Raw genomic sequence first — 19,496 nt, 5'->3', positions numbered from 1 at the left:
GCCCGGGTGGAGGGGGCCGGCCAGCACCCTCTGAGCTTGGAGCCGGGGGCCTACACCGTGCGGGCCGGGCCATCCCCGAGGAACTACCGGGCGAGCTGGGAGAGCCAGCCGGTGGTGGTGCAAGCCGGGCGGACCGAAGCGCTGCAGGTGGCCTATGGACCAGGCTTTGGCACCCTGGAGGTGAGGGTGGAGGCGTTCTCGGGGGGCGTGCCCGTGGTGCGGCTGGTGGGGCCGGCGGGCCCCCTCCGGCTGGAGGGTTCGGTTATCTTGGAGCGCCAGGTGGTGGGGGAGTACCGGGTGGAGGCCGACGAGCTGCGCTGGGAGGGGGTGACCTACCGGGCCCAGGTGGCGGTGAGTCCGGCGGGGGGCAACCCTTTTTTCCTGGAGGACGGGGCTACCCAGCGGATAGAGGTGCGCTACCTGCCCTCCGACTCGGCGGTGAGCCTCTCCCTTCTGGGGCTGCAGCCGGGCGACCAGGTGCAGCTGGTGCTGCGGGAAGGCTCGGCGGGGGGAAGGGTGGTGGCGGAGCGGCTGGTGGACCCCGGGAACCCCCAGGTCCGCTTTGAGGGATTGCCCTTTGGCACCTACTTTGTGAGCGCCACGGGGGTGCGGCCCGGAGTCTACCTGGACGCTGAGCTGGCCGCCCCCGGGCAGGGTTTGGCCACCAACGCCGGGAACCCCCGGGCCACGGCCTCGCTCTCCTTGGGGTTGCGACCCCGGACCGGGCAGGCCTGGGTAGGGGGCAACGGGGCCCGCGACAACAGCGGCTGGACCGCCAACGGGGTAGCGGTGCCGGGCACCCGTCGGGGCGACGATGGGGCCTACTGGGGGGATGAGCGGGGCTTGGCCCCCCTTCCGGGCCTGCCCCAGGCCGGGCTTTACCGGCTGCGCCGGGACGCTGGGGGCAACCTCTACGCGGTCTACCAGTTTGTGCAGGGGGCCAGCCAGAACCGCATCCTGCGCTTTAGCCGGGAGCAGCTCGAGGCCGGCCAGCTCGCCGAGACCGCTGCCCTGCGGATTGTGGGGGCGGCCACAGGGGAGCGGGTGGTGGCCGGGGCCACCCTCAGCAACCCCACCGACCTGGCCTTTGACGCTGAGGGGCACCTTTGGGTGGTCAACCAGGCCAGCGAAGCTCTCGCCTGCATCCGGGCCGAGCGCCTCGGGCCCAGCGGGGCCTTGGACCAGCCCAACCAGCTTTGGGTGGGCGAGCTTCAGAGCCCCCGGGCTTTGGCCTTTGACCGGGAGGGGAACCTCTGGGTGGCCGGGGGGTACTTCCTGCCGGGGCAGCAGCGGGCCTACCTGGTGCGCCTGCCCCGTCCTGTCTGCCCTCCCTCGCTCTACGGGGGGAGCCCCACGCCCCTCAGCCCAGACGTGCGGCTCGAGCTAAGCCAGCCCAACCACCCCGCTGGGGCCTTCTACCAGCCCTCCGCGCTGGCCCTGGCCCCGGATGGGGCCAGCCTCTGGGTGGCCGACCTGGGCGGGGGCAGCGACTACTACAACTCCGACCCGGCCTGCATCGCCAACGGCAGCATTGACCTCAATACCCTGCGCGAGACGGTTATCAAGGTGCCCCTGAGCGGCGGCAACCTCCTGCCGAGCAGCGCCTACCGGCCGGCCCAGGTGGACAAGCGCCTGACCCTGGGGGCCTACAACCGCGAGCCCGTACCCCCCGGCCAGGCCCCGCCCGACCGCGGGCTGCAGCAGGCCGCCGACCTGGCCTTTGACAGCCGGGGCAGCCTCTGGATTGCAGCGGCCAACAACGTGGAGGTGGACCCCAGCCACCCCTGCTACGCCACCGCGGGCTTTGTGAGCGGGACGCTCGAGCAGCGCCAGGCCCAGTGCAATGACCCCGCCACCGCCACGGTGGACTGCCCCGGGCCTCTCTCCCGCCTCCTCACCGATCGGCGGGGCCGGATTTATGTGGTTGGGGCCGCAGACCTGGCAGGACAGGCCAGCGGGCTTACCGTCGCGAACCCGCAGGCGGTGATTCAAGGACCCCCTGGCTCCGAGGGGATAGGCTTCACCGGGGTGGTCCTCCTCATCCCCCGCTAGGTTCCAGGTCTATTGGAGGTAGAGGGCCAGCACCGCAAGGTACATCCCCGCGCTGCCCAGGAGGACAAAAAGGTGCCAGAGCCCGTGGAAGCCCACCCTCTGGGGCAGGGGGTTGGGCCACCGGGTCGCATACACCAGCGCCCCTAGGCTGTAGGCCAGCCCGCCCGCCAGCAGGCCCCCCAGGGCCAGCGGGCCCAGGGCCAGCTTGGGCAGCAGGAGGAGCGAGAGCCAGCCTAGGCCCAGGTAGCCCGCGGTGTAGAGCCAGCGGGGGGCTTTTAGGCTGACCAGCCTTTGGGCGGCCCCCAGACCGGCCAGCCCCCAGACCAGCCCCACCGCCCAGGGCCGCCAGGCGGGCTCGAGGGCCAGAAGCAGTACCGGGGTGTAGGTTCCTGCGATGAAGAGGAAGATGGCCGCGTGATCCAGCTTGCGCCACCAGAGCAGGGCGGTTTGTGGTACCCGCAAGGCGTGGTAGAGGGTTGAGGCCGCGTACATCAGGGTCATGGTCAGGCCAAAGGCCAAAGCCCCCACCAGCTTGGCTGGGCTGCCCTGGCTCAGGAGGAGCAGCGCCAGGGTACCCAGCAGGGCCAGGAGGAGGCCCAGGCCGTGGGAGTAGGCGTTGAAGGGTTCGCGAACTGGGAGAAAGGGGCTTCTTTTCATGGGAAAGACCTCTCCCCAAGCGTAGCACCCCTACCTGAGGATTGGGTCTAGGCCAGCTTCTGCCGGAGCAGGTCCTGCACCACCTGCGGATTGGCCCGGCCTTGGGTTCTGGCCATTACCTGGCCCACAAAGAAGCCCATCAGACCGGTTTTTCCAGCCCGGTAGGCGGCGGCTTTGTCAGGGTGCTCGGCTAGAACCCCCTCCACCAAGGCCTCTAGGAGGTGGGGGTCGCTGAGCTGCCGGAGGCCCTTCTGCTCTACGATGGCCAGCGGGTCTTGTCCGGTCTTTTGCGCCTCGGCCAGGACGTCTTTGGCGATGCGGGTGTTAATCTCGCCCGAGGCCAGCAGCCGCGCCAGCCCGGCCAGCCCCTCGGGGGTTACCCGGGCCTCGCCGCTGCGGATGGCCGGGCCCAGCTCGTTGACCACCAGACCCGCTAGGCTGGCGGCAGGGGCCTTCTGGGCCGCCGCTTCCAAAAAGTGAGCCAGCCTTTCCTCACGGGCCAGCACAAGGGCCTCGGCCTCGGGAATGCCCAAGGCTAGGTAGCCTTGGAAGCGGGCCTCTTGCTCGGGGCTCAGCCGGGGCGCGGTGGGCGGGTTAGGGGTGCGCTGGTGTGGTTTTTCAGCCTTTTCGGGCCCCTGGGCGGCCAGGCTTCGCCCCCAGGTGTCCTTGAGGGGGACGATGCGGTTGAAGACCAGGGCTTTGGGGCTGGAGTCTACGGGGTCTTGCCAGAAGTAGCCGTTGCGCTCAAACTGGTAGCGGGTCTCGGGAGGGTCGTTCAGAATACTTCTCTCCACGTAGCCGTGGACCACCTCGAGGCTTTTGGGGTTCAAAAAGCGCAGGAAGTCCCCTTCATCGGGGGCTTCCTCTTCCTCTTGCTCCTTGGCCTCGGCCTCGGGGTGGGGCACCGTGAAGAGCCGGTCGTAAAGGCGGAACTCGGCGGGCACGGCGTCTTGGGCGCTCAGCCAGTGAATCACCCCGGCGGCCTTGGCCTCCTCGCCCAAGTAGGTGCAACGCAGCTCCACCACCCGCCCGTCCCCATCGGTCTCGTAGCCGTCACAGCGGATAACCCCGGCCAGCTTGAGCCGCACCGTGCCCCCGGGGTTGAGGCGCTTGAAGCCCTTGGGAGGGTTCAAGGAGAAATCCTCTTGCTCAATGTAGAGCACCGGCCCTAGGGTCACTTGGCGGGTGGCCTCCGCAGGGGGCACCCGCCTCCCGTCCGGCAGGGGCACCAGCCCGTCCGGTGACTCCCGGACCACGTCGTGAGGCCAGTAGGGTAGGGCCACGGCCTTGGGCTGCTCTAGGTTGGTGAGTACCACCCGCAGGGGCCGCAGCACCGCCATCACCCGAGGGGCGATGGTGTTCAGGTCGTCGCGGATGGCCGCTTCCAAGAGGGCGATGTCCACCGTGCGGTTGGTGCGGGAGATGCCTACTTGGGCGGCAAAGCGACGGATGGCCTCGGGCCTTACCCCCCGGCGGCGCTGGCCAGCCAGGGTGGGCAGCCGAGGGTCGTCCCAGCCCTGCACGTACCCCCCCTCTACCAGCTTTTTGAGCTTGCGCTTGGAGACCACGGTGTACTCCAGGCTGCGCCGACCGAACTCGTACTGGCGGGGACGGGGGGTCTTGTCCAGGGGGGGCTCGCCCCAGAGGTGGTCCATCAGCCAGTCGTAGATGGCCCGGTTGTCCACGAACTCGAGGCTGCACAGGCTGTGGGTCACCCCATCCAGAGCGTCGGTGGTGGCCTGGGCGAAGTCGTAGGAAGGGTAGATGCACCACTTCCGGCCGGTGCGGTAGTGTTCGGCGTGCACGATACGGTAGAGCACCGGGTCGCGCAGCTTCATGTTGGGGCTGGCCAGGTCTATCTTGGCCCTGAGCACGTGCTCCCCGTTCTTGAACTCTCCTGCCCGCATTCGGCGGAAGAGGTCTAGGTTCTCCTCCACGCTCCGGTTCCGGTAGGGGCTAGGGGTGCCGGGGGTATCCACCGTGCCCCGCAGCCGGGCCATCTCCTCCGGGGAGACGCTGTCCACGTAGGCCAGCCCCTTCAGGATGAGCTTTTCGGCCATCTGGTAGAGCTCCTCAAAGTAGTCCGAGGCGTAGCGCACCCGCCCGCCCCAGTCCCAGCCCAGCCAGCGCATGTCGGCGATGAGGGCCTCGGCGTACTCGGCGCGTTCGGTCTCGGGGTTGGTGTCGTCCATCCGCAGCCGGCACTCCCCCCCGTAGTCCAAGGCGATGCCGAAGTCAATGAAGCTGGCGATGGCGTGCCCTAGGTGAGCGTACCCGTTGGGCTCAGGGGGAAAGCGGGTAACCACCTTTTGACAGCGCCCCGACCTCAGGTCTTCCTCGATGATCTCGGTGATGAAGTTGGGGGACACCAGCCGGGTTTTGCTCTCTAGCGTTCGCATGCCAACAGACTAAGAATACATCCCCTGGCCCACACTCGGCACCCTTGGGGCTGGGACTCTTTCCCCCCTAAGGATAGGCCTCCGGGCCAGACACACACGGGCGTTCATCGCGGGCAGGCTGTTTTGCCTGTTGCAACCCGAGGGGCTTTCGGCCTTGCCTTTGCTTGACTGGGTTCGCCCAACGGGATGGGGCCTGGTAGGATGGGGCCGTGGGTTGGGTGCCATTGACGCTGCGCTATGCCCTAAGGTATGCCGGGCGTCCGGCGGGTGAGCAGCGGATCGTCCTCGAGCCCAAGCGGGAGGGCCTAAGGGTAGTCCTCGAGGCCACCGTGGAGCTCCCTCCTCCAAAGACCCGGCAGCGTTGGGAGAGCGAGCTGGATGTCCGTGGTTTGCCCCGGCGTTACCGGGAGCGGGTAGAGGGGAACGGGGCTAGGGTGATGGAGGTGGAGTTCTCCCTTGAGGACGGCCTGGTCACGGTGAGCCAGGGTAAGGAAGACCTGGCCATCCCTTACCTTACCGATATGCACGACCCGCTTTCCCTCATTCTGGCCCTGGGAAGGGTGGGGCTTCAGGTGGGGGAGGTGAGGCGGTTTGAGCTGGTGGGGGGGAGGGTGTATGCCGAGCGGCTTCCCGACCAGCGGACGGAGGAGCAAGTTTTGCGGGTCTATCGGCTGCGCCCGGGGTTGAGCCTGCTTTACTTTGACGAGGAGGGGTACCCGCTGAGGCTTACCCAGAAGGTGGGGGAGCATGTGTTTGAGGTTGAGCGGGTGGCGGTGGAGGCCCCGATCGGGCTTGCCGGAGCGAAACAGGAAGCCTCTTCCCGGGTGGTGGCGGGGGAGCCGCCTAAAGAGCGCAAGCCAGCCTTCCGGTACCGTCGCCGACGCAGGCGTTATGCCTAGGCCCTGGTATCCTGGATGAGGGTTGTTTTAGATGATTAAGAGCCCTGAGCAGGTACGCGAACACTTCAAAAACCGCCGCCTCACGGTGGAGTACGGCGATGCTTTGGAAACGGTCCGGCGCATCTTGCACCAAGTGGAGCGCGAGGGCGACGCCGCGCTGCACCGCATCAGCCAAGAGATTGATGGCTGTCCGGTGGAGGAAATTCCCAAGCGCGCCTGGCGTGAGGCCTACGAGGCCCTAGACGCCGGCCTGCGCGATGCCCTAGAGACTGCCAGGGAGCGCATAGAGGCTTTTTATCGGCGCGAGCCCGTGGGGGGGTTTTTGGAGGCCGGCCCGGATGGGGTGTTGGGCCAGCTCGTGCGCCCTTTGGACCGGGTGGGGGTATATGTGCCCGGGGGTTCGGCCCCGTTGCTCTCCACGCTGCTGATGACCGCGATCCCAGCCAAGGTGGCTGGGGTGGGAGAAGTGGTGCTTGCCTCGCCGCCTAAGGTGCACCCGGGGATCCTGGCCGCGGCCTGGGTCGCTGGGGCCGACCGCCTTTTTGCCATGGGGGGGGCCCAGGCCATCGCCGCGCTGGCCTATGGTACCGAGACGGTGCCTCGGGTGGACAAGATAATGGGCCCCGGCAACCGCTATGTGGTGCTGGCCAAGCGCGAGGTTTATGGCTTGGTGGGTATGGAGGGTCTGCCAGGGCCTACCGAGACCCTGATCATCGCCGATGCCTCGGCCAACCCGAAGCTCTTGGCCGCTGATATGCTGGCCCAGGCCGAGCATGGCCCCGACTCGGAGGCTTGGTTGTTTTCGGCTTACCGCGAGCTTTTAGAGCGGGTGGCCGATGAGCTGGAGCGGCAGCTATCCGACCTGCCCCGCGCGGCCATCGCTCGCAAGGCCCTGGCCCGGAGCGGGTTGGTGCTGGTGAGGGATATGGAAGAGGCGCTCGAGCTGGCCAACCTCTACGCGCCGGAGCACCTCTGCTTATCCTTGCACGACCCTATGGCGGTGCTGGGCCAGGTGCGCAACGCGGGGGGAGTCTTTTTAGGGGAGCATTCCTGCGAGGCACTAGGCGACTACATCGCCGGCCCCAGCCACGTGATGCCCACCTCCGGCACGGCCCGCTTTGGCGGAGGGCTGGCCCTGCGGGACTTTCTCAAGGTGATTCCGGTGGTGGGGCTGAGCCAGAAGGCGGTCCAACGCCTGGCCCCTTTAGGGGCCCGCATGGCCCGCGAGGAGGGGCTGGAGGCCCATGCCCGGGCCCTCGAGCGCCGGCTGAAGGACTAGCGCCTAGCGAATGTAGAAAAAGGTTTCGGCTACGTCGCGTAGCCTCGAGCCGCTTTGCTCAATGTAGAGGGTGGTTTGGCGGTCCCAGCCCTGGGCGGTGTAGCGGCCACGCAGGACCAGGCCTGGGGGATGGGGGGTGTCGGTGTAGATGGCCCGCACCCGCTGGAGGCCCAGAGGAGGCCGCAGCTCGTAGCGGTATCCGGGGGGGCCGGAGAGGAGGTGGGTGCCCGCGCCTAGGAAAACCCGGTCAAACTCGTAGGCCACCCCGTCGGCATCCAGGGCAGCCAAGGTTATATACCCGGTGCGGCTCAGGCTGATGAGGAAACGCACGCTCTCGCCCACCTGGTAGCTGGCGCCCTCGCCTCGGTCCGGCTCAAAGCGGGTAATGACCGGACTAAGCTCAAACCCAAAGCGCAGGCCCACCGTGACTGAGCGGGGTACACAGGCGGTCAGAAGACCGAGGAAAAGCAGCAAAACTATGGCCCGCATGGCCCCATTCTAGTCTCTGTTGGTCCTTTCCGGTTTAGGGAAGCCTAAGCAATGCCTTAACACAGGGGCGAAACTTTGGCGGTGCTCGGGGCAGGGGCCTAGGCGTTGTAGGGCGGCTTGGTGGTCGGCGGTGCCATAGCCTTTGTGTTTTGCGAAGCCGTAGCCAGGGTAGTGCAGCTCGAGGGCCTGCATGTAGCGGTCGCGGGCCACTTTGGCCAGGATGCTGGCCGCGGCCACGCTGGGGCTTCTCTGGTCGGCTTTGGGGGGGTTGCGGAAGTGGGCGGGGGCCTCGGCGTAGGCCCGCCATACCGGTTCCAGGCGTAGGTAGTCGGTCAGGAGGGCTTGGGGTTTGGGGAGGAGTTCTGCCAAAGCCCGCAGGGCGGCCCGGTGGGTGGCTCTTAGGATGCCTACCTGGTCAACCTCAGCAGCCTCCGCCCAGCCTATCCCAAAGGCCAAGGCGGTTTGCTGGATGAGGGCCTCGAGGGACTCCCGCCGGGCTGGAGAGAGGGTTTTGGAGTCGGCAAAGGGGTAAGGGCCGGGCCCCGGCAGGATGACTGCGGCCGCCACCACCGGCCCGGCCCAAGCACCCCGCCCGGCCTCGTCTACGCCGGCCACCCGCAGCCCCATCGCCCACCAGTCGGCTTCTAGGGGAGGCTCCATAGTCCGTCCGTTATTTTTAGGGACCCGGGGTTGATGGGGGAAGGGGACTTTCGGGTTAGGGTTGGCCCCTCGGGCTGCTTCAGGGTGCTAGATTGGTCTGAAGCGATGCGCCGCGGTATGGACCCCTACACCACAATGGAGGTGGACGACCCCCTGGAGAACCTCCGCCTTCGCGTTACCCTCTGGCTCCTGCCCATGGGGGCGGTGGCGGCCCTAGCAGCCTGGGGCTTCTCGGTGGCCGGGGGGGTGCTCAACCCCTTGGACCGGGCTCTGCTGTGGCCGATGGCCCTAGGGTTTCTGGTTCTGGAGTTTTACCTCTGGCGCAACCCCCAGCGCATCCGCCAGGTCTGGAAGGCCGCTTTGGCCCTCCTTGCGGTCTATGAGCTGAGCGTGGTGTACTACGAGGCGGCCTTTTTCCTCTACAAGCGCGATGGGATATCCCCGGCTTTGCTCTGGTTCCCTATGGTCTACCTCACGGCCTTCGTTCTCCTGAACCGCCGGCAGGCCTTTGGCTTCTCCCTTTCTTACTTGGGCTTGGGGCTTTTGCTGGGGACGGCGGGGCTTTTGTCCAGCCCGGTGGTCAATCCCACTGCCCTCAACACCGCGCTGCAGTTTGTCCTCTCCAACCTGGCCTATCTGATGCTCCTGTACGTCTTTGCCTCCTTGCGCCGCCACTACGCCCAGATGCACCAGATGGCCCACACCGATCCCCTCACCAACCTGACCAACCGGCGGGCCATGCAGGGGCGGCTCGAGGCCGAGCTGGAGCGTGCCCAGCGCTACCAGCGCCCCTTTTCCCTCCTCCTGGCCGACATAGACCACTTCAAGCAGATCAACGACACCTACGGCCACCCGGTGGGGGACCAGGTGCTGCGGGAGGTGGCGGTTCGTATGCAGCAGCACCTGCGGGATAGCGACACCCTGGCCAGGTGGGGTGGGGAGGAGTTCTTGGTGCTGGCCCCGGAGACCGAGCTGGGGCCGGCCCAGGGGCTCGCTCAGCGGCTTTTGGAGGCGGTGCGGCAGGCCCCCCTGGCCGGAGTTCCGGTGAGCCTGAGCATCGGTGTGGCCGCCTACCGTCCGGGGGATACTGTCGCGGCCCTGCTGAGCCGGGTGGATGAGGCCATGTACCGGGCCAAGGCTGCAGGGCGCAACCGGGTGCTGGGAGAGGATTCCCTCGTCCTCCCCACGTCCTGGCCCGAGGAGGAGGGGTCGGGGCGGTAAGCTATGGCCATGTGGCTCGAGCCCGACCCCTCCCAACTGCGTGACCCCCACGGCTACAGCCTCAAGTGGCACTTCTACCCGCCCGACGTCCTGCCCCTTTGGGTGGCCGACATGGACTTTCCCATTGCTGAGCCCATCGCCGAGGCGGTTCGGGAGCGGCTCGGCCAGCCGGTGGGCTACCCTCCGGCCTCTGGGGACAGGGCCCTGCTGGAGCGGATTGTGGAGCACCAGGCTGGCCATGGCCTGCTGGGGCTCAACCCGGAGAACCTGCTGCTCACCAGCTCGGTGGTCCCCGGCATCTACGCCAGCGTGCTGGCCCTGACCAGCCCGGGCGACGAGGTGATTACCCAGGTGCCGGTCTACCCCCCGTTTTTGAACGCCCTGGAGGAGCACCACCGGCTGGCCCGCTTCAGCCCCCTAGAGCCCACCCCACAGGGTTGGGCAATTGACTTTGACCACCTAGAACGCCTGGTGACCCCCCGCACCCGGCTGCTCCTGCTGTGCAACCCGCAGAACCCCACCGGCCGGGTGTTTCGCCGGGAGGAGCTGGAGGCTCTGGCCGAGTTTGCTCTGCGACACCGCCTTTGGGTGATGTCCGATGAGCTTTGGGCGGATTTGGTCTTTGAGGGGAGGCACATTCCCATTGCCTCCCTAGACCGCGAGATTGCTATGCGCACGGTGACCCTGAGCGGCCCCTGCAAGACCTACAACACCGCCGGGCTGGGCGGGGGGGTGGCCATCAGCCACAACCGGCAGCTTCTCTCGGCCCTGGCCCGGGTTCTAAAGGGCCTGGGCGGTCACCCCAACGTGCTGGCCATGGCGGCCTGGCGGGCGGCTTTGGAGCGGGCCCAGGGCTGGCTTGAAGAGGTGCGGAGCTACCTGCGGGGCAACCGCGACTACCTAACTGCTTTTTTGCACTCCAGGTTGCCCCAGGTGGGCTACCTCCCGCCTGAGGGTACCTACCTGGCCTGGCTGGACTTTCGGGCCTTGCTGGGCGAGGGGGCCCATGCCGCGATGCTCGAGCGGGCCCGGCTAGGCCTGAGCGATGGGAGGGCCTTTGGCGGTTATGCCGGCTGGCTTAGGCTTAACTTCGCCACCGGGCGCCCTCTGCTAAAGGAGGCGTTGGAGCGGATGGAGCGGCTGGTGGCCGCTTTGCGCTGAGGGGTTTATGCGGGTAGCCTTTGTCGCTTCTGAAGCCTTTCCCTTTGCTAAGGTGGGTGGTCTGGCCGACGTGGTTGGCAGCCTGCCCCAGGCCCTGAGGAGGCTGGGGCTCGAGGTCACCATCTTTCTGCCCTGGTACTGGGGCATTGAGGGCTACTACGTGGGCGAGGCCTGGTTCAACTTTGCCGGCCAGCGGGAGAAGGTGGGCCTCGGCCACGCGGAGCACCAGGGGGTGCGGTACGTCCTGGTCGGCCTGGGCGATTTTGCCCGTGACCGGCCCTACGGCTACCCCGACGATTTCCGCCGCTTCGTGCGCTTCGCCATGGCCACCGCTGAGCTGGTCCGGGAGTTTGAAGTCGTCCATGCCCACGACTGGCAGGCCGCCCTGCTTCCCCTTTTGCGCAACCTAGGGTGGTTCTCGGGACGCACCGTCTACACCATTCACAACCTGGCCTACCAGGGGGTCTGGGATTCCCACGAGTTCTACGCCTGGACGGGCCTACCCGGCGAGACCTATTACGGGGCCGGGCTCGAGCATTACGGCTCGGTCAACCTGATGAAGGCCGGGATTGTGAACGCCGACGCGGTGACCACCGTTTCCCCCCGGTACGCCTGGGAAATCACTACCCCCGAGGGGGGCGAGGGGCTGGATGGGGTCTTGCGGGCCCACCAGGGGAAGCTCCGGGGTATCCTCAACGGGCTTGATACGAGCTACTGGAACCCCGCCACCGACCCCTACCTCAAGCACCCCTACGACGCGGACAACTTTGCTGGCAAGGCCCTCAACCGCAAGGAGCTGCTGGCCGAGCTGGGTCTGGAGGACCGGCCGACCCTAGGGGTGGTCTCGCGCTTCGCCCACCAGAAGGGGATTGACCTGGTGGCCGAGGCCGTGGACGGGCTCATGGACCTCGGGGTCAACCTGGCCGTGCTGGGGAGCGGGGACGCCAACCTCGAGCGCACCTTTAGCTGGCTGGCGGCCCACCTGAGGGGCCGGCTGGCCTACGTGCAGGGGCATCACGAGGCCCTGGCCCACCGCATCTACGCCGGCGCGGACGGCTTCCTTATGCCCTCCCGGTTTGAGCCCTGCGGCCTGGCCCAGCTCATCGCCATGCGCTACGGGACCCCCCCCATTGTGCGGGCGGTGGGGGGACTTTTGGACACTGTGCGGCACTGGGAGACCGGGTTCATGTTTGAAACCCCGGACGCTGGGGGAATTCTCCACGGGGTGCGGGAGTTCCTCAAGCACCCCGACCGGGAGGGCGTGGCGAAGAGGGCCATGCGCCAGGACTTTTCCTGGGATGGGCCGGCCCAGGCCTACCTGGGGCTTTACCGGGAGCTGGTCGGCTAGGGCTCCAAGGCGAGCTGGACCAGCCGCTCGAGCAGCGCGGGGTAGGCCAGGCCCGAGGCCTGCCAGAGCTTGGGGTACATGCTGGTAGGGGTGAAGCCGGGCAGGGTGTTGAGCTCGTTGAGGTAGAGCTTCCCTTCGGGCGATAGGAAGAAGTCCACCCGGGCCAGGCCCCGCACCCCCAGGATGCGGTAGGCGGTTGTGGCGGTGGAGCGCACCTCCTCGGCGACCTGGGGAGGGATAGCCGCCGGCAGGTGGAGCCGGGCCCGGCCTGGGGTGTACTTAGTTTCGTAGTCGTAGAAGACCGATGGGTAGGTAATCTCGCCCACCACGCTGGCCTGCACCTCCCGGTTGCCCAGGAGGGCCACCTCGAGCTCCCGCACCCCCTCTATTCCACGCTCCACCAGGGCTTTGCGGTCCCAGGCAAAGGCCTCGGCCAGCGCCTGGGGCAGTCCGCTGGGATCCCCAACTTTGGAGATGCCCACCGAGGAGCCGGTGTTGGCGGGCTTGACGAAGTAAGGAGGGGGGAAGGGAGGGGAAGGGAGGGGGTCGCCTTGGCGGCAGGTGACCCAGGGCACCACCGGGATTCCGGCCTGCTGCAAGACCCGCTTGCTTAGGTCCTTATCCATACAGAGCCCTGAACTGACCACCCCGGCCCCCACGTAGGGCCTCCCCAGCAGTTCCAAAAACCCCTGTAGGGTCCCGTCCTCGCCCCATCGGCCGTGGATGAGGGGAAAGACCACGTCGTAGCGCTCCCAGGGGATGGGCGGCGGGAAGGGGTGGAGGCCCCGCTCGGCCACGCCCTTGACCAGGGCTGCTTGGGCCTCTTCCCCCAGCAGCCATCGCCCGTCCTTGGCCATCACCGCAAGCCCGGTGGGATGGGGCATGGCCGCTTGTACCCCCCGGGCCGAGGAAATGGAGACCTCGTGTTCCCCAGGGGGGCCCCCGGCGATGAGCAAAATGTGTAATTGACTCACGATGCGTATTGTATCAGCCCGGTGAGCCCCGGGGTACACTGGGCCCATGAGCTGGTTCGCGGTCTTTCTGGCCTTGTTGGTGTTGATTGGGCTTTTTGGCCTGGTCAACTACTGGGGCTATCGGCGGGTGGAGCGGGCCCAGCAGGCCTGGTTCCGCCAGGTGCTGGGGGAGGGGGTGGAGCTGGAGGAGTTTCTGGCCCAGGCTCCCTACGAGTACCGGCCCCTCAAGGGCAGTAAGGCCTACGGGATTTTGGACAAGCGGACCGGCCAGGAGGTTCACCAGGCCAAAACCCCTGAGGAGGCCGAGGCTTGGATTGTGCTCCACACCCTTGCCGAGCAGGGAAAGCTACCCCTTCAAGGCTGAGGGGGCTGGCAGCGGGGACAGAGGTGGGTGCCCCGCCCCCCCACGGTAATCCGCACGATCTGACCACCACAGCCCCGCCGCAAGCAGGGCTGACCGGTGCGGTTGTAGGCCTTGTGCTGAAGCTGGAAGTAGCCGGGCCTTCCGTCGGGCTGGCGGTAGCTTTGGTCCATAAGGGTGGAGCCTCCGGCGGCCACGGCCTGTTTTAGCACCAGGCGGATGGCCCGGTAGAGCCGCCTGACCTCGGCCGGGTCCAGGGTGTGGGCCGGTCGCTGGGGGTGTATGCGGCTTTGCCACAGCGCCTCGTCGGCGTAGATGTTGCCCAGACCCGCCACCGCCTCCTGGCCCAGGAGTACCTCCTTTATCCTCCGGCGGGTTTGCCCCAAAGAGGCCTGGAAGCCTCCTAGGGTGAAGCCTGGGGAGAGGGGCTCAGGGCCCATCCGCCCCAACAGGCCAATCTCCTGGTATTCGCCGGCCCGCACCACCCACCACCGCCCGAAGCGGCGGGGGTCGGTGTAGTAGAGGTTTTGGCCGGGAAGGCTCAGGACGAGCCGGGTGTGGGGGTCCGGGGTGAAGCGAAAGCCCCCGCTCATCCCCAGATGAACGACGGCCTCCATCCCCCCTTCAAGGCCTAGAATCAGGAATTTTCCTCGCCGCCTGAGGTTCTCCACCCTGCGCCCTTCGGCCCAGCCAGTCCGGCGGTAGCGGGTGGGGTCTTGGTGCAGGATGCGCAGGACCCTCTGGCCCAGCAGGAGGGGCTCGAGGATGCGGCGGGTGGTCTCCACCTCGGGGAGCTCGGGCATGGTCCTAGTTTTCCAAAAGGTGCGCCAGGTGGGAACCCTACTCCGCCCGCCGCTGGGCCCGGGGGCTCTCCAAGGCCCGGCGGCACTCGCGGAAGACGTACAGCGCCAGCACCGTGAAGGGTATTTCCTGCTCTAGGGCCTCCCGCACCGCAAAGTAGCGCGCCGGGTCGGCAGCCCGCACGCTGGGGGCCAGCTCCTGCCACAGCTTGAGCAGGGCTTCCCGGCTGCTGGGGGGGGCTTGCTCAAAGCGGTGCAGGGGATTGGCGGAGGGCTTTATGGACAAGAGGATGGGTTGGGTGGCCTTCATCAGGCTCTAAGATAGGGCCACCCGGCTTTTTCAATCGTGTGCTGGGCTAAGCACCTGCCCGGCGCCGCACCCCCAGCAGGTGGGGCAGCTCCACCTCCAGGGGGCGTTCTTCCAGGGAGAAGGCCTGGCGCATGTAGGTGGGGTCGGCGGTATTGCCCCGCTTGAGCTGGCGGTACTGGTCAAGGGTAATGGGGCTGAAGGGAAGGGGCGAGATCAGCGGTACCAGCCTATCCATGAGGGCCAAGGGAATGGAGAGGAGGGGCTTTTTAGAGCCCAGCGCGTCCCGCACCAGGAGCAGGAGTTCGCGCAGGGTATACTCCTTGGGGCCCACCAGGTTGTAGCTGCGGTATAGGGTGGAGGGGCGCTCCAGGGCCTGGGCGAAGGCGGCGGCCACATCCCCCACCCAGATGGGACGGAAGACGAAGCCCCCATCGCCAATTAGGGGGATAAAGGGCAGAGGGGCGGCAACCAGGCCCCGAAGAATCTTGCCGAAAAACTCGTCTCCTTGGCCGAAGATGAGGCTTGGGCGCAGGATGGTCCAGTCTAGGCCGGAGGACTGGACCAGCTCCTCCCCCTCGGCCTTGGTCTCAAAGTAGCGGATTCCGGTACCCCGGGAGGCGCCCAGGGCCGACATGTGCACGAAGCGGCGTAGGCCCGCCCTCTGGGCGGCCCGCAGGCTGTGCCGGACTCCCTCCACGTGGGCCTCACGGAAGGTTTGGTCGCCCCGCTCGCGGATGATGCCCACCAGGTAAATGAGGGCCTCCTGGCCCGCTGTGGCCTCGTCCAGGCCCTCCCCTCGAGCGGCGTCGGCCACCACGTAGCGCACCCCCGCTACCGGTCCCTCGCCGCGCCTCGAGGCCACCGTGACCTGGTGGCCCTGGGAGAGGAGGAAGCGGGCTAGGTGGCTGCCCACGTAGCCGCTTCCGCCCACCAGGAGCACCCTCATGGGAGCCCTCCCTGTGAGGGCCTGATTGGCCGGGGGACGGCTTCTGGGGCCCGGAGGGGGTGGCCGGGCTTTCTTACCTTGCTCTGTTTTCTCATCGGTGATCCTAAGGAGAGGTCGGTTGAACCCTAGACCGCCTGCAGCATCGTGCTTTCGGCCTCCTGCTCCAGCCGCCTGCGGTCCACCAGGTAAATGCGCCGGTAGCCGGTGTCCAGAATGCCCTCGTGGCGCAGGTCGGAGAGGAGCTTGCTCACCGACTCGCGGGTAGAGGCGGTGGCATCGGCAATTTCCTCGTGACTAGCGGTAACGTAAGGGCCCCGTTCGTCCTGGCCCTTGGCCGCGGTGGAGGCCAGGTAGAGCAGGTAGCGGCAGATTCGGCTGCGCAGCTCGCCCCACTGCAGGTGGGTTTCATAGGCCTGTACCTGGGCCATCTGGCTGGCCAGGTTGGCGGCCAGCGCCCGGAGCTCCTCGCTGGAGAGGGTTTTGGGGTCTATCGCATAGGCGGCGGCCTCGGTGAGGGCCTCAGCGGTGTAGCGGTACTGCCGCTCGGAGAGGGCCTCCTCGCCGAAGTAGTCCCCCGGCAGCACGTGCCGCAGGGTGAGCTGCCGCCCGTCTGGGAGAATCTCCACAATCCGCACTAGGCCCTGCTCGAGCTGGTAGATGGCCTCGGCGCGGTCGCCGGCCCGGTAGATGACCTCTTTCCTGCGTACCTTCTTCATATGGCCTCCTTTAGCCTCTTTTCACCAGAGTCCCTCTCGTTTGAGCGCTCGTGAAAGGGCCTCGGCCAGCTCCCGGGGGTCGTTGCCCAGGTACTGGGCCCCCAGCCGTTCCACCAGCCCGGGTTGGCTGGCCGCAGCCCGGCCCCCCACCACCACCAGCGGGGCCAGACGGGCCAGGGCGCCTTGGGGAAGCGCCTCTAGGGCCGTGGGCTGGGCGGCCGAAAGCACGATGGCCTTGGCCCCGGTGCGCTCGGCGAAGGAGCGCAGGTCGGAGAGGGGGGTGTTGGGCCCCAGGTAGTGCACGGTGTACCCCGCCCGCCGCAGGAAAAGAGCGGTGATGAGGCCGCCCAGCTCGTGCTGTTCGCCCGGGAGGGTGGAAACCACCACCCCAGGGCCCAGCGAGCCCCCCATCAGGTTGAAAAGGCCCTGCAGGAACCCCCGCAGGAAGGTGCTGGCGAAGTGTTCCTGGGCGGTGCTGACGCGCCCTGCGTGCCAGCCGTCGCCGATGCGTTGCAGGCAGGGAGAGATGACCTCCAGGACCACGGCCTCCAGCGGGTGCAGCCGGTAGGCCTCCGAAAGCACCCGCTCGGCGGCTTCCGCATCGGCCCGCAGCAGGGCCTCTTCCAGCTCGCGGGAGAGCCGCTCGGGCGGGCGGGGGCCTTCTTGGGTCAGGCCCTCCAGGTAGCGGCGCACGGCCTGGGCCGGGGTGATTCCCTCGGCAATCCAGCCCTTGATTTGCTGCAGGGCCTCGAGGTCAGTCTCGCTGTAGAGGCGGTGCCCGCCGGGGGAGCGCTCTGGACGAGGGAAGCCGTAGCGGCGCTCCCACTGCCGCAAGAGTGCGGCGGAAAGCCCGGTCCGCTCCTCCACTTCGGCGATGGTGTAAACCCCCAGCTCCTTGCGCATAAAAGCCCTCTTGTTGAAAAACAGGGTAGCAGGCTGTATAACTTATGTCAAGGTTTTTGGGTCTACTCGTATATAGCTTGTAAAAGTTTAGGAATGGTTCCAGCATGCACCCCCCTCCACCCTCCCTTGTCTTCTGGGTCAACCGCTGCCCCCTGACGGCCTGGGGGTACGAGCTTTGGCGGGCTCGAGCCCTCAGCCTGCTCTCGGGGCGGCGCTTTCCGCTGGAGGAGGAGTTCGCCCTGTTGCGCCAGGCCCTGGCCCCGGTGGAGGGTGGGGTCTTCCTCGATCTGGGGGCCGCTACCGGGCTTTACGCGCGGGCCCTGCTGCGGGCGGGGGCAGCCCAGGTCTACGCCCTAGACTACGCTCCGGCTATGCTCCGGATGGCCGTTCGCAAGGCCCAGGGGCACCCGGGCCTGTTGCCCCTGCAGGCCCGTGCCGAGGCCATCCCCCTACCCGAGGCGGCCTTGGACGGGGTGGCGGTGGGAGGGAGCTGGAACGAGTTTCTCCAGCCGGAGCGGGTGGCCCGGGAGGTGTACCGGGTGCTGCGGCCGGGGGGGCGGCTTTGGGTCATGTTTGCCCACCGCACGGAGGGTCTCTTGCGGCGCCTATTGGAGCGGGCCGGGCTGCGCTTCCCTACCCTCTGCGGGCTTCAGGCCCTGCTGGAGAGGGAGGGGTTCAGGGTGGAGGGCTGGCGGGAGGCTTCGGTGGGGTTTGTGATGGGGACAAAGGTTGCCCCTCGGGAGGAGGGGGCATGCTTAGCTAAACCCTAAGGGAGGATGAGGCCATGGAACCCAACTGGCGGGCGGTATCGGAGGTCATTCGTCGCCACTCCACAACCTTCTACTACGGCAGCCTGCTCTTCCGGGGGGAGGCCCGCAAGGGGGCCTGGGCGGTCTACGCGGCCTGTCGGGTGGGTGACAACGCTGTGGACGAGTCGGAGAACCCCGCTGCGGACCTCGAGGCCTGGTGGGCTGGGGTGGAGCGGGCCTACCGGGGCAGCCCGCAAGTGGATTGGGAGGCGGCGCTGGCCTGGGCCCTGGAGCGCTGGGAGATACCCAAGGAGGCCTTCGCCGATATGCGGGAGGGCTTCCGCACCGACCTGCAGCCGGTGCGTCTGGGGAGCCTGGAGGAGCTTTACACCTACTGCTACCGGGTGGCCGGGACCGTGGGCCTGATGATTGCCCCCATCGGTGGGGCCGCTCCGGAAGGGCGCGCGGCGGCCATCCGGCTTGGCCAGGCCATGCAGCTCACCAACTGCCTGCGCGATGTGGGGGAGGACCTGGCCTTGGGAAGGGTCTATCTGCCCGCCGACTGGATGGCCCGCTATGGGGTGGGTTTGGAGGAGCTGCACCAGGGCAGGGTGAGCCCCCGGTACGTGCGGCTCATGCGGGCCCTGGCCGCGGAGGCCCGCCGGCTTTACCGGGAGGGGCTTTCGGGCCTGAAGTACCTCAAGACCGGGCGGGCGGCGGTGGCGCTGGCGGCTTTGCAGTACCAGGGGATTTTGGACAAGCTCGAGCTCATCGGCTGGGACAACCTCTCCCGCCGGGCCACCCTCTCGGCCTACGAAAGGGTGCGGCTCCTGCCCCGGGCCTTGTGGCTGAGGGGGGTCTGAGCCCGGGTAGCGTAGGATGCTCGGGTATGCCGGATTTGGATGTGGCCGTGGTGGGCGCAGGGCACAACGCCCTGGTGGCGGCGGCCTACCTGGCCCAAGCGGGCTACCGGGTGGGGGTCTTTGAGCGGCGGGAGGTGCCCGGAGGGGCGGTTTCCACCGTAGATTACCAGGGCTTTCGCTTTGACCTGGGGGGCAGCGCCCACATCCTCATCCGCCTCACCCCCATCCCCGAGGAGCTGGGACTCGGACGGTATGGGCTTGAGTACATTGAGCTTGACCCCCTTTTCCACTGCTCCGATGGCCAGGAGAGCTGGTTTGTCTGGCGCAGCGTGGAGCGGACCGTCGCCGAGCTGGAGGCCCGCTACCCTGGCCAGGGCGAGGCCTACCAGCGCTTCGTGAGGGACTGGCTCCCCTTCGCCCAGGCGGTGAAGGAGGCCTTTATGGTCTCGCCAAGCCCCCTCAACCTGGGGCGCAGGATGCTGCTGGGGGCGGGGTTTGGCCGGGAATGGCGGCGTAGGCTGCCCTGGATTTTGCGGCCCTACGCGGAGGTGGCGCGGGCGTACTTTAGCGAGGAGCGGGTGCGGGCCCCTTTGGTCTGGATGGCTGCGCAGTCCGGTCCGCCGCCCACCGAGCCCCTTTCTGGGCCTTTTCTCCTCTGGCACCCCCTTTACCACCTGGGCGGGGTGGCCCGGCCCCGGGGGGGTTCAGG

Annotated in this window: 20 protein-coding genes; 10 read left to right on the top strand and 10 right to left on the bottom strand. The window is 67.6% G+C overall.

Going from position 1 to position 19,496, the window contains the following annotated elements; all coding sequences use genetic code 11:
* The coding region (locus tag Mlute_RS15620) for an NHL repeat-containing protein (RefSeq protein ID WP_182482520.1) at positions 1-2,052 on the top strand (2,052 nt) is incomplete at its 5' end.
* 9 nt (positions 2,053-2,061) lie between these two features.
* Here Mlute_RS15620 and trhA read toward each other — a convergent pair.
* Both trhA and Mlute_RS09300 read right to left on the bottom strand, forming a co-directional pair.
* Entirely contained in the window at positions 2,062-2,709 is a 648-nt protein-coding gene (gene trhA, locus Mlute_RS09305; protein WP_119360405.1) for a PAQR family membrane homeostasis protein TrhA, read from the bottom strand.
* A gap of 47 nt (positions 2,710-2,756) precedes the next feature.
* Positions 2,757-5,108, bottom strand: coding sequence for a glutamine--tRNA ligase/YqeY domain fusion protein (locus Mlute_RS09300; RefSeq protein WP_119360404.1), 2,352 nt, complete (start codon positions 5,106-5,108; stop codon positions 2,757-2,759).
* A 209-nt stretch (positions 5,109-5,317) separates the two neighbouring features.
* On the opposite strand from Mlute_RS09300, the gene Mlute_RS09295 reads away from it, so the two are divergent.
* Together Mlute_RS09295 and hisD are read left to right on the top strand one after the other, a co-directional pair.
* On the top strand, positions 5,318-6,007 hold the full coding sequence (locus tag Mlute_RS09295; RefSeq protein ID WP_119360403.1) for a DUF3108 domain-containing protein: 690 nt from the start codon (positions 5,318-5,320) through the stop codon (positions 6,005-6,007).
* A gap of 31 nt (positions 6,008-6,038) precedes the next feature.
* Positions 6,039-7,286, top strand: coding sequence for a histidinol dehydrogenase (gene hisD, locus Mlute_RS09290; RefSeq protein WP_119360402.1), 1,248 nt, complete (start codon positions 6,039-6,041; stop codon positions 7,284-7,286).
* A gap of 3 nt (positions 7,287-7,289) precedes the next feature.
* Here the strand turns inward: hisD and Mlute_RS09285 are convergent, their stop codons facing one another.
* Positions 7,290-7,775: a DUF4384 domain-containing protein gene (locus Mlute_RS09285; protein ID WP_119360401.1), complete on the bottom strand. Its 486-nt coding sequence runs from the start codon at positions 7,773-7,775 to the stop codon at positions 7,290-7,292.
* 9 nt (positions 7,776-7,784) lie between these two features.
* Positions 7,785-8,435 (bottom strand): ribonuclease HII, encoded by a 651-nt coding sequence (locus Mlute_RS09280; protein ID WP_119360400.1) that lies wholly within the window; start codon positions 8,433-8,435, stop codon positions 7,785-7,787.
* 105 nt (positions 8,436-8,540) lie between these two features.
* Here Mlute_RS09280 and Mlute_RS09275 point away from each other — a divergent pair, with 105 nt between their 5' ends.
* The 3 genes from Mlute_RS09275 to Mlute_RS09265 are packed head-to-tail and all read left to right on the top strand — an operon-like array spanning position 8,541 to position 12,165.
* Positions 8,541-9,656, top strand: coding sequence for a GGDEF domain-containing protein (locus tag Mlute_RS09275; RefSeq protein WP_119360399.1), 1,116 nt, complete (start codon positions 8,541-8,543; stop codon positions 9,654-9,656).
* A gap of 9 nt (positions 9,657-9,665) precedes the next feature.
* Complete coding sequence (locus Mlute_RS09270; protein ID WP_119360398.1) at positions 9,666-10,817, top strand: MalY/PatB family protein; 1,152 nt, start codon at positions 9,666-9,668, stop codon at positions 10,815-10,817.
* 7 nt (positions 10,818-10,824) lie between these two features.
* Positions 10,825-12,165 carry a glycogen synthase gene (locus Mlute_RS09265; protein WP_119360397.1) on the top strand — a complete coding sequence of 447 codons (1,341 nt, stop codon included), beginning with the start codon at positions 10,825-10,827 and terminating at the stop codon, positions 12,163-12,165.
* Here the strand turns inward: Mlute_RS09265 and Mlute_RS09260 are convergent.
* On the bottom strand, positions 12,162-13,139 hold the full coding sequence (locus Mlute_RS09260; RefSeq protein ID WP_245958921.1) for a D-alanine--D-alanine ligase family protein: 978 nt from the start codon (positions 13,137-13,139) through the stop codon (positions 12,162-12,164). The two genes, Mlute_RS09265 and Mlute_RS09260, sit on opposite strands and share 4 nt — an antisense overlap.
* A 46-nt stretch (positions 13,140-13,185) precedes the next feature.
* Here Mlute_RS09260 and Mlute_RS09255 point away from each other — a divergent pair, with 46 nt between their 5' ends.
* Positions 13,186-13,503, top strand: coding sequence for a hypothetical protein (locus Mlute_RS09255; protein WP_119360395.1), 318 nt, complete (start codon positions 13,186-13,188; stop codon positions 13,501-13,503).
* On the opposite strand, the gene Mlute_RS09250 is transcribed toward Mlute_RS09255, so the two are convergent.
* The 5 genes from Mlute_RS09250 to Mlute_RS09230 all read right to left on the bottom strand — a co-directional run bounded on the left by Mlute_RS09250 (position 13,494) and on the right by Mlute_RS09230 (position 17,175).
* Positions 13,494-14,303, bottom strand: coding sequence for a DNA-formamidopyrimidine glycosylase (locus Mlute_RS09250; protein WP_119360394.1), 810 nt, complete (start codon positions 14,301-14,303; stop codon positions 13,494-13,496). The genes Mlute_RS09255 and Mlute_RS09250 overlap by 10 nt on opposite strands.
* A 37-nt stretch (positions 14,304-14,340) precedes the next feature.
* The gene (locus tag Mlute_RS09245) at positions 14,341-14,610 is read right to left on the bottom strand and encodes a hypothetical protein (RefSeq protein WP_119360393.1); all 270 of its coding nucleotides are present in this window, start codon (positions 14,608-14,610) and stop codon (positions 14,341-14,343) included.
* Between the two features lie 46 nt (positions 14,611-14,656).
* Positions 14,657-15,556 carry a complex I NDUFA9 subunit family protein gene (locus Mlute_RS09240; protein ID WP_119360392.1) on the bottom strand — a complete coding sequence of 300 codons (900 nt, stop codon included), beginning with the start codon at positions 15,554-15,556 and terminating at the stop codon, positions 14,657-14,659.
* A 125-nt stretch (positions 15,557-15,681) separates the two neighbouring features.
* Positions 15,682-16,272 carry a transcriptional regulator LdrP gene (ldrP, locus tag Mlute_RS09235; protein WP_119360391.1) on the bottom strand — a complete coding sequence of 197 codons (591 nt, stop codon included), beginning with the start codon at positions 16,270-16,272 and terminating at the stop codon, positions 15,682-15,684.
* A 21-nt stretch (positions 16,273-16,293) separates the two neighbouring features.
* Positions 16,294-17,175 carry a MerR family transcriptional regulator gene (locus Mlute_RS09230; RefSeq protein WP_119360390.1) on the bottom strand — a complete coding sequence of 294 codons (882 nt, stop codon included), beginning with the start codon at positions 17,173-17,175 and terminating at the stop codon, positions 16,294-16,296.
* A 104-nt stretch (positions 17,176-17,279) separates the two neighbouring features.
* Between Mlute_RS09230 and Mlute_RS09225 the strand changes: the two genes are divergently transcribed.
* The 3 genes from Mlute_RS09225 to Mlute_RS09215 all read left to right on the top strand — a co-directional run.
* Positions 17,280-17,945 carry a class I SAM-dependent methyltransferase gene (locus Mlute_RS09225; RefSeq protein WP_119360389.1) on the top strand — a complete coding sequence of 222 codons (666 nt, stop codon included), beginning with the start codon at positions 17,280-17,282 and terminating at the stop codon, positions 17,943-17,945.
* Between the two features lie 14 nt (positions 17,946-17,959).
* Positions 17,960-18,787 (top strand): phytoene/squalene synthase family protein, encoded by an 828-nt coding sequence (locus tag Mlute_RS09220; RefSeq protein ID WP_119360388.1) that lies wholly within the window; start codon positions 17,960-17,962, stop codon positions 18,785-18,787.
* 26 nt (positions 18,788-18,813) lie between these two features.
* On the top strand, positions 18,814-19,496 hold a 683-nt coding region (locus tag Mlute_RS09215), incomplete at its 3' end, for a phytoene desaturase family protein (protein ID WP_147371056.1).

The organism is Meiothermus luteus, assembly GCF_003574085.1.
Lineage (GTDB): Bacteria > Deinococcota > Deinococci > Deinococcales > Thermaceae > Meiothermus > Meiothermus luteus.
This window is presented reverse-complemented; position numbering and strand designations above follow the sequence as displayed.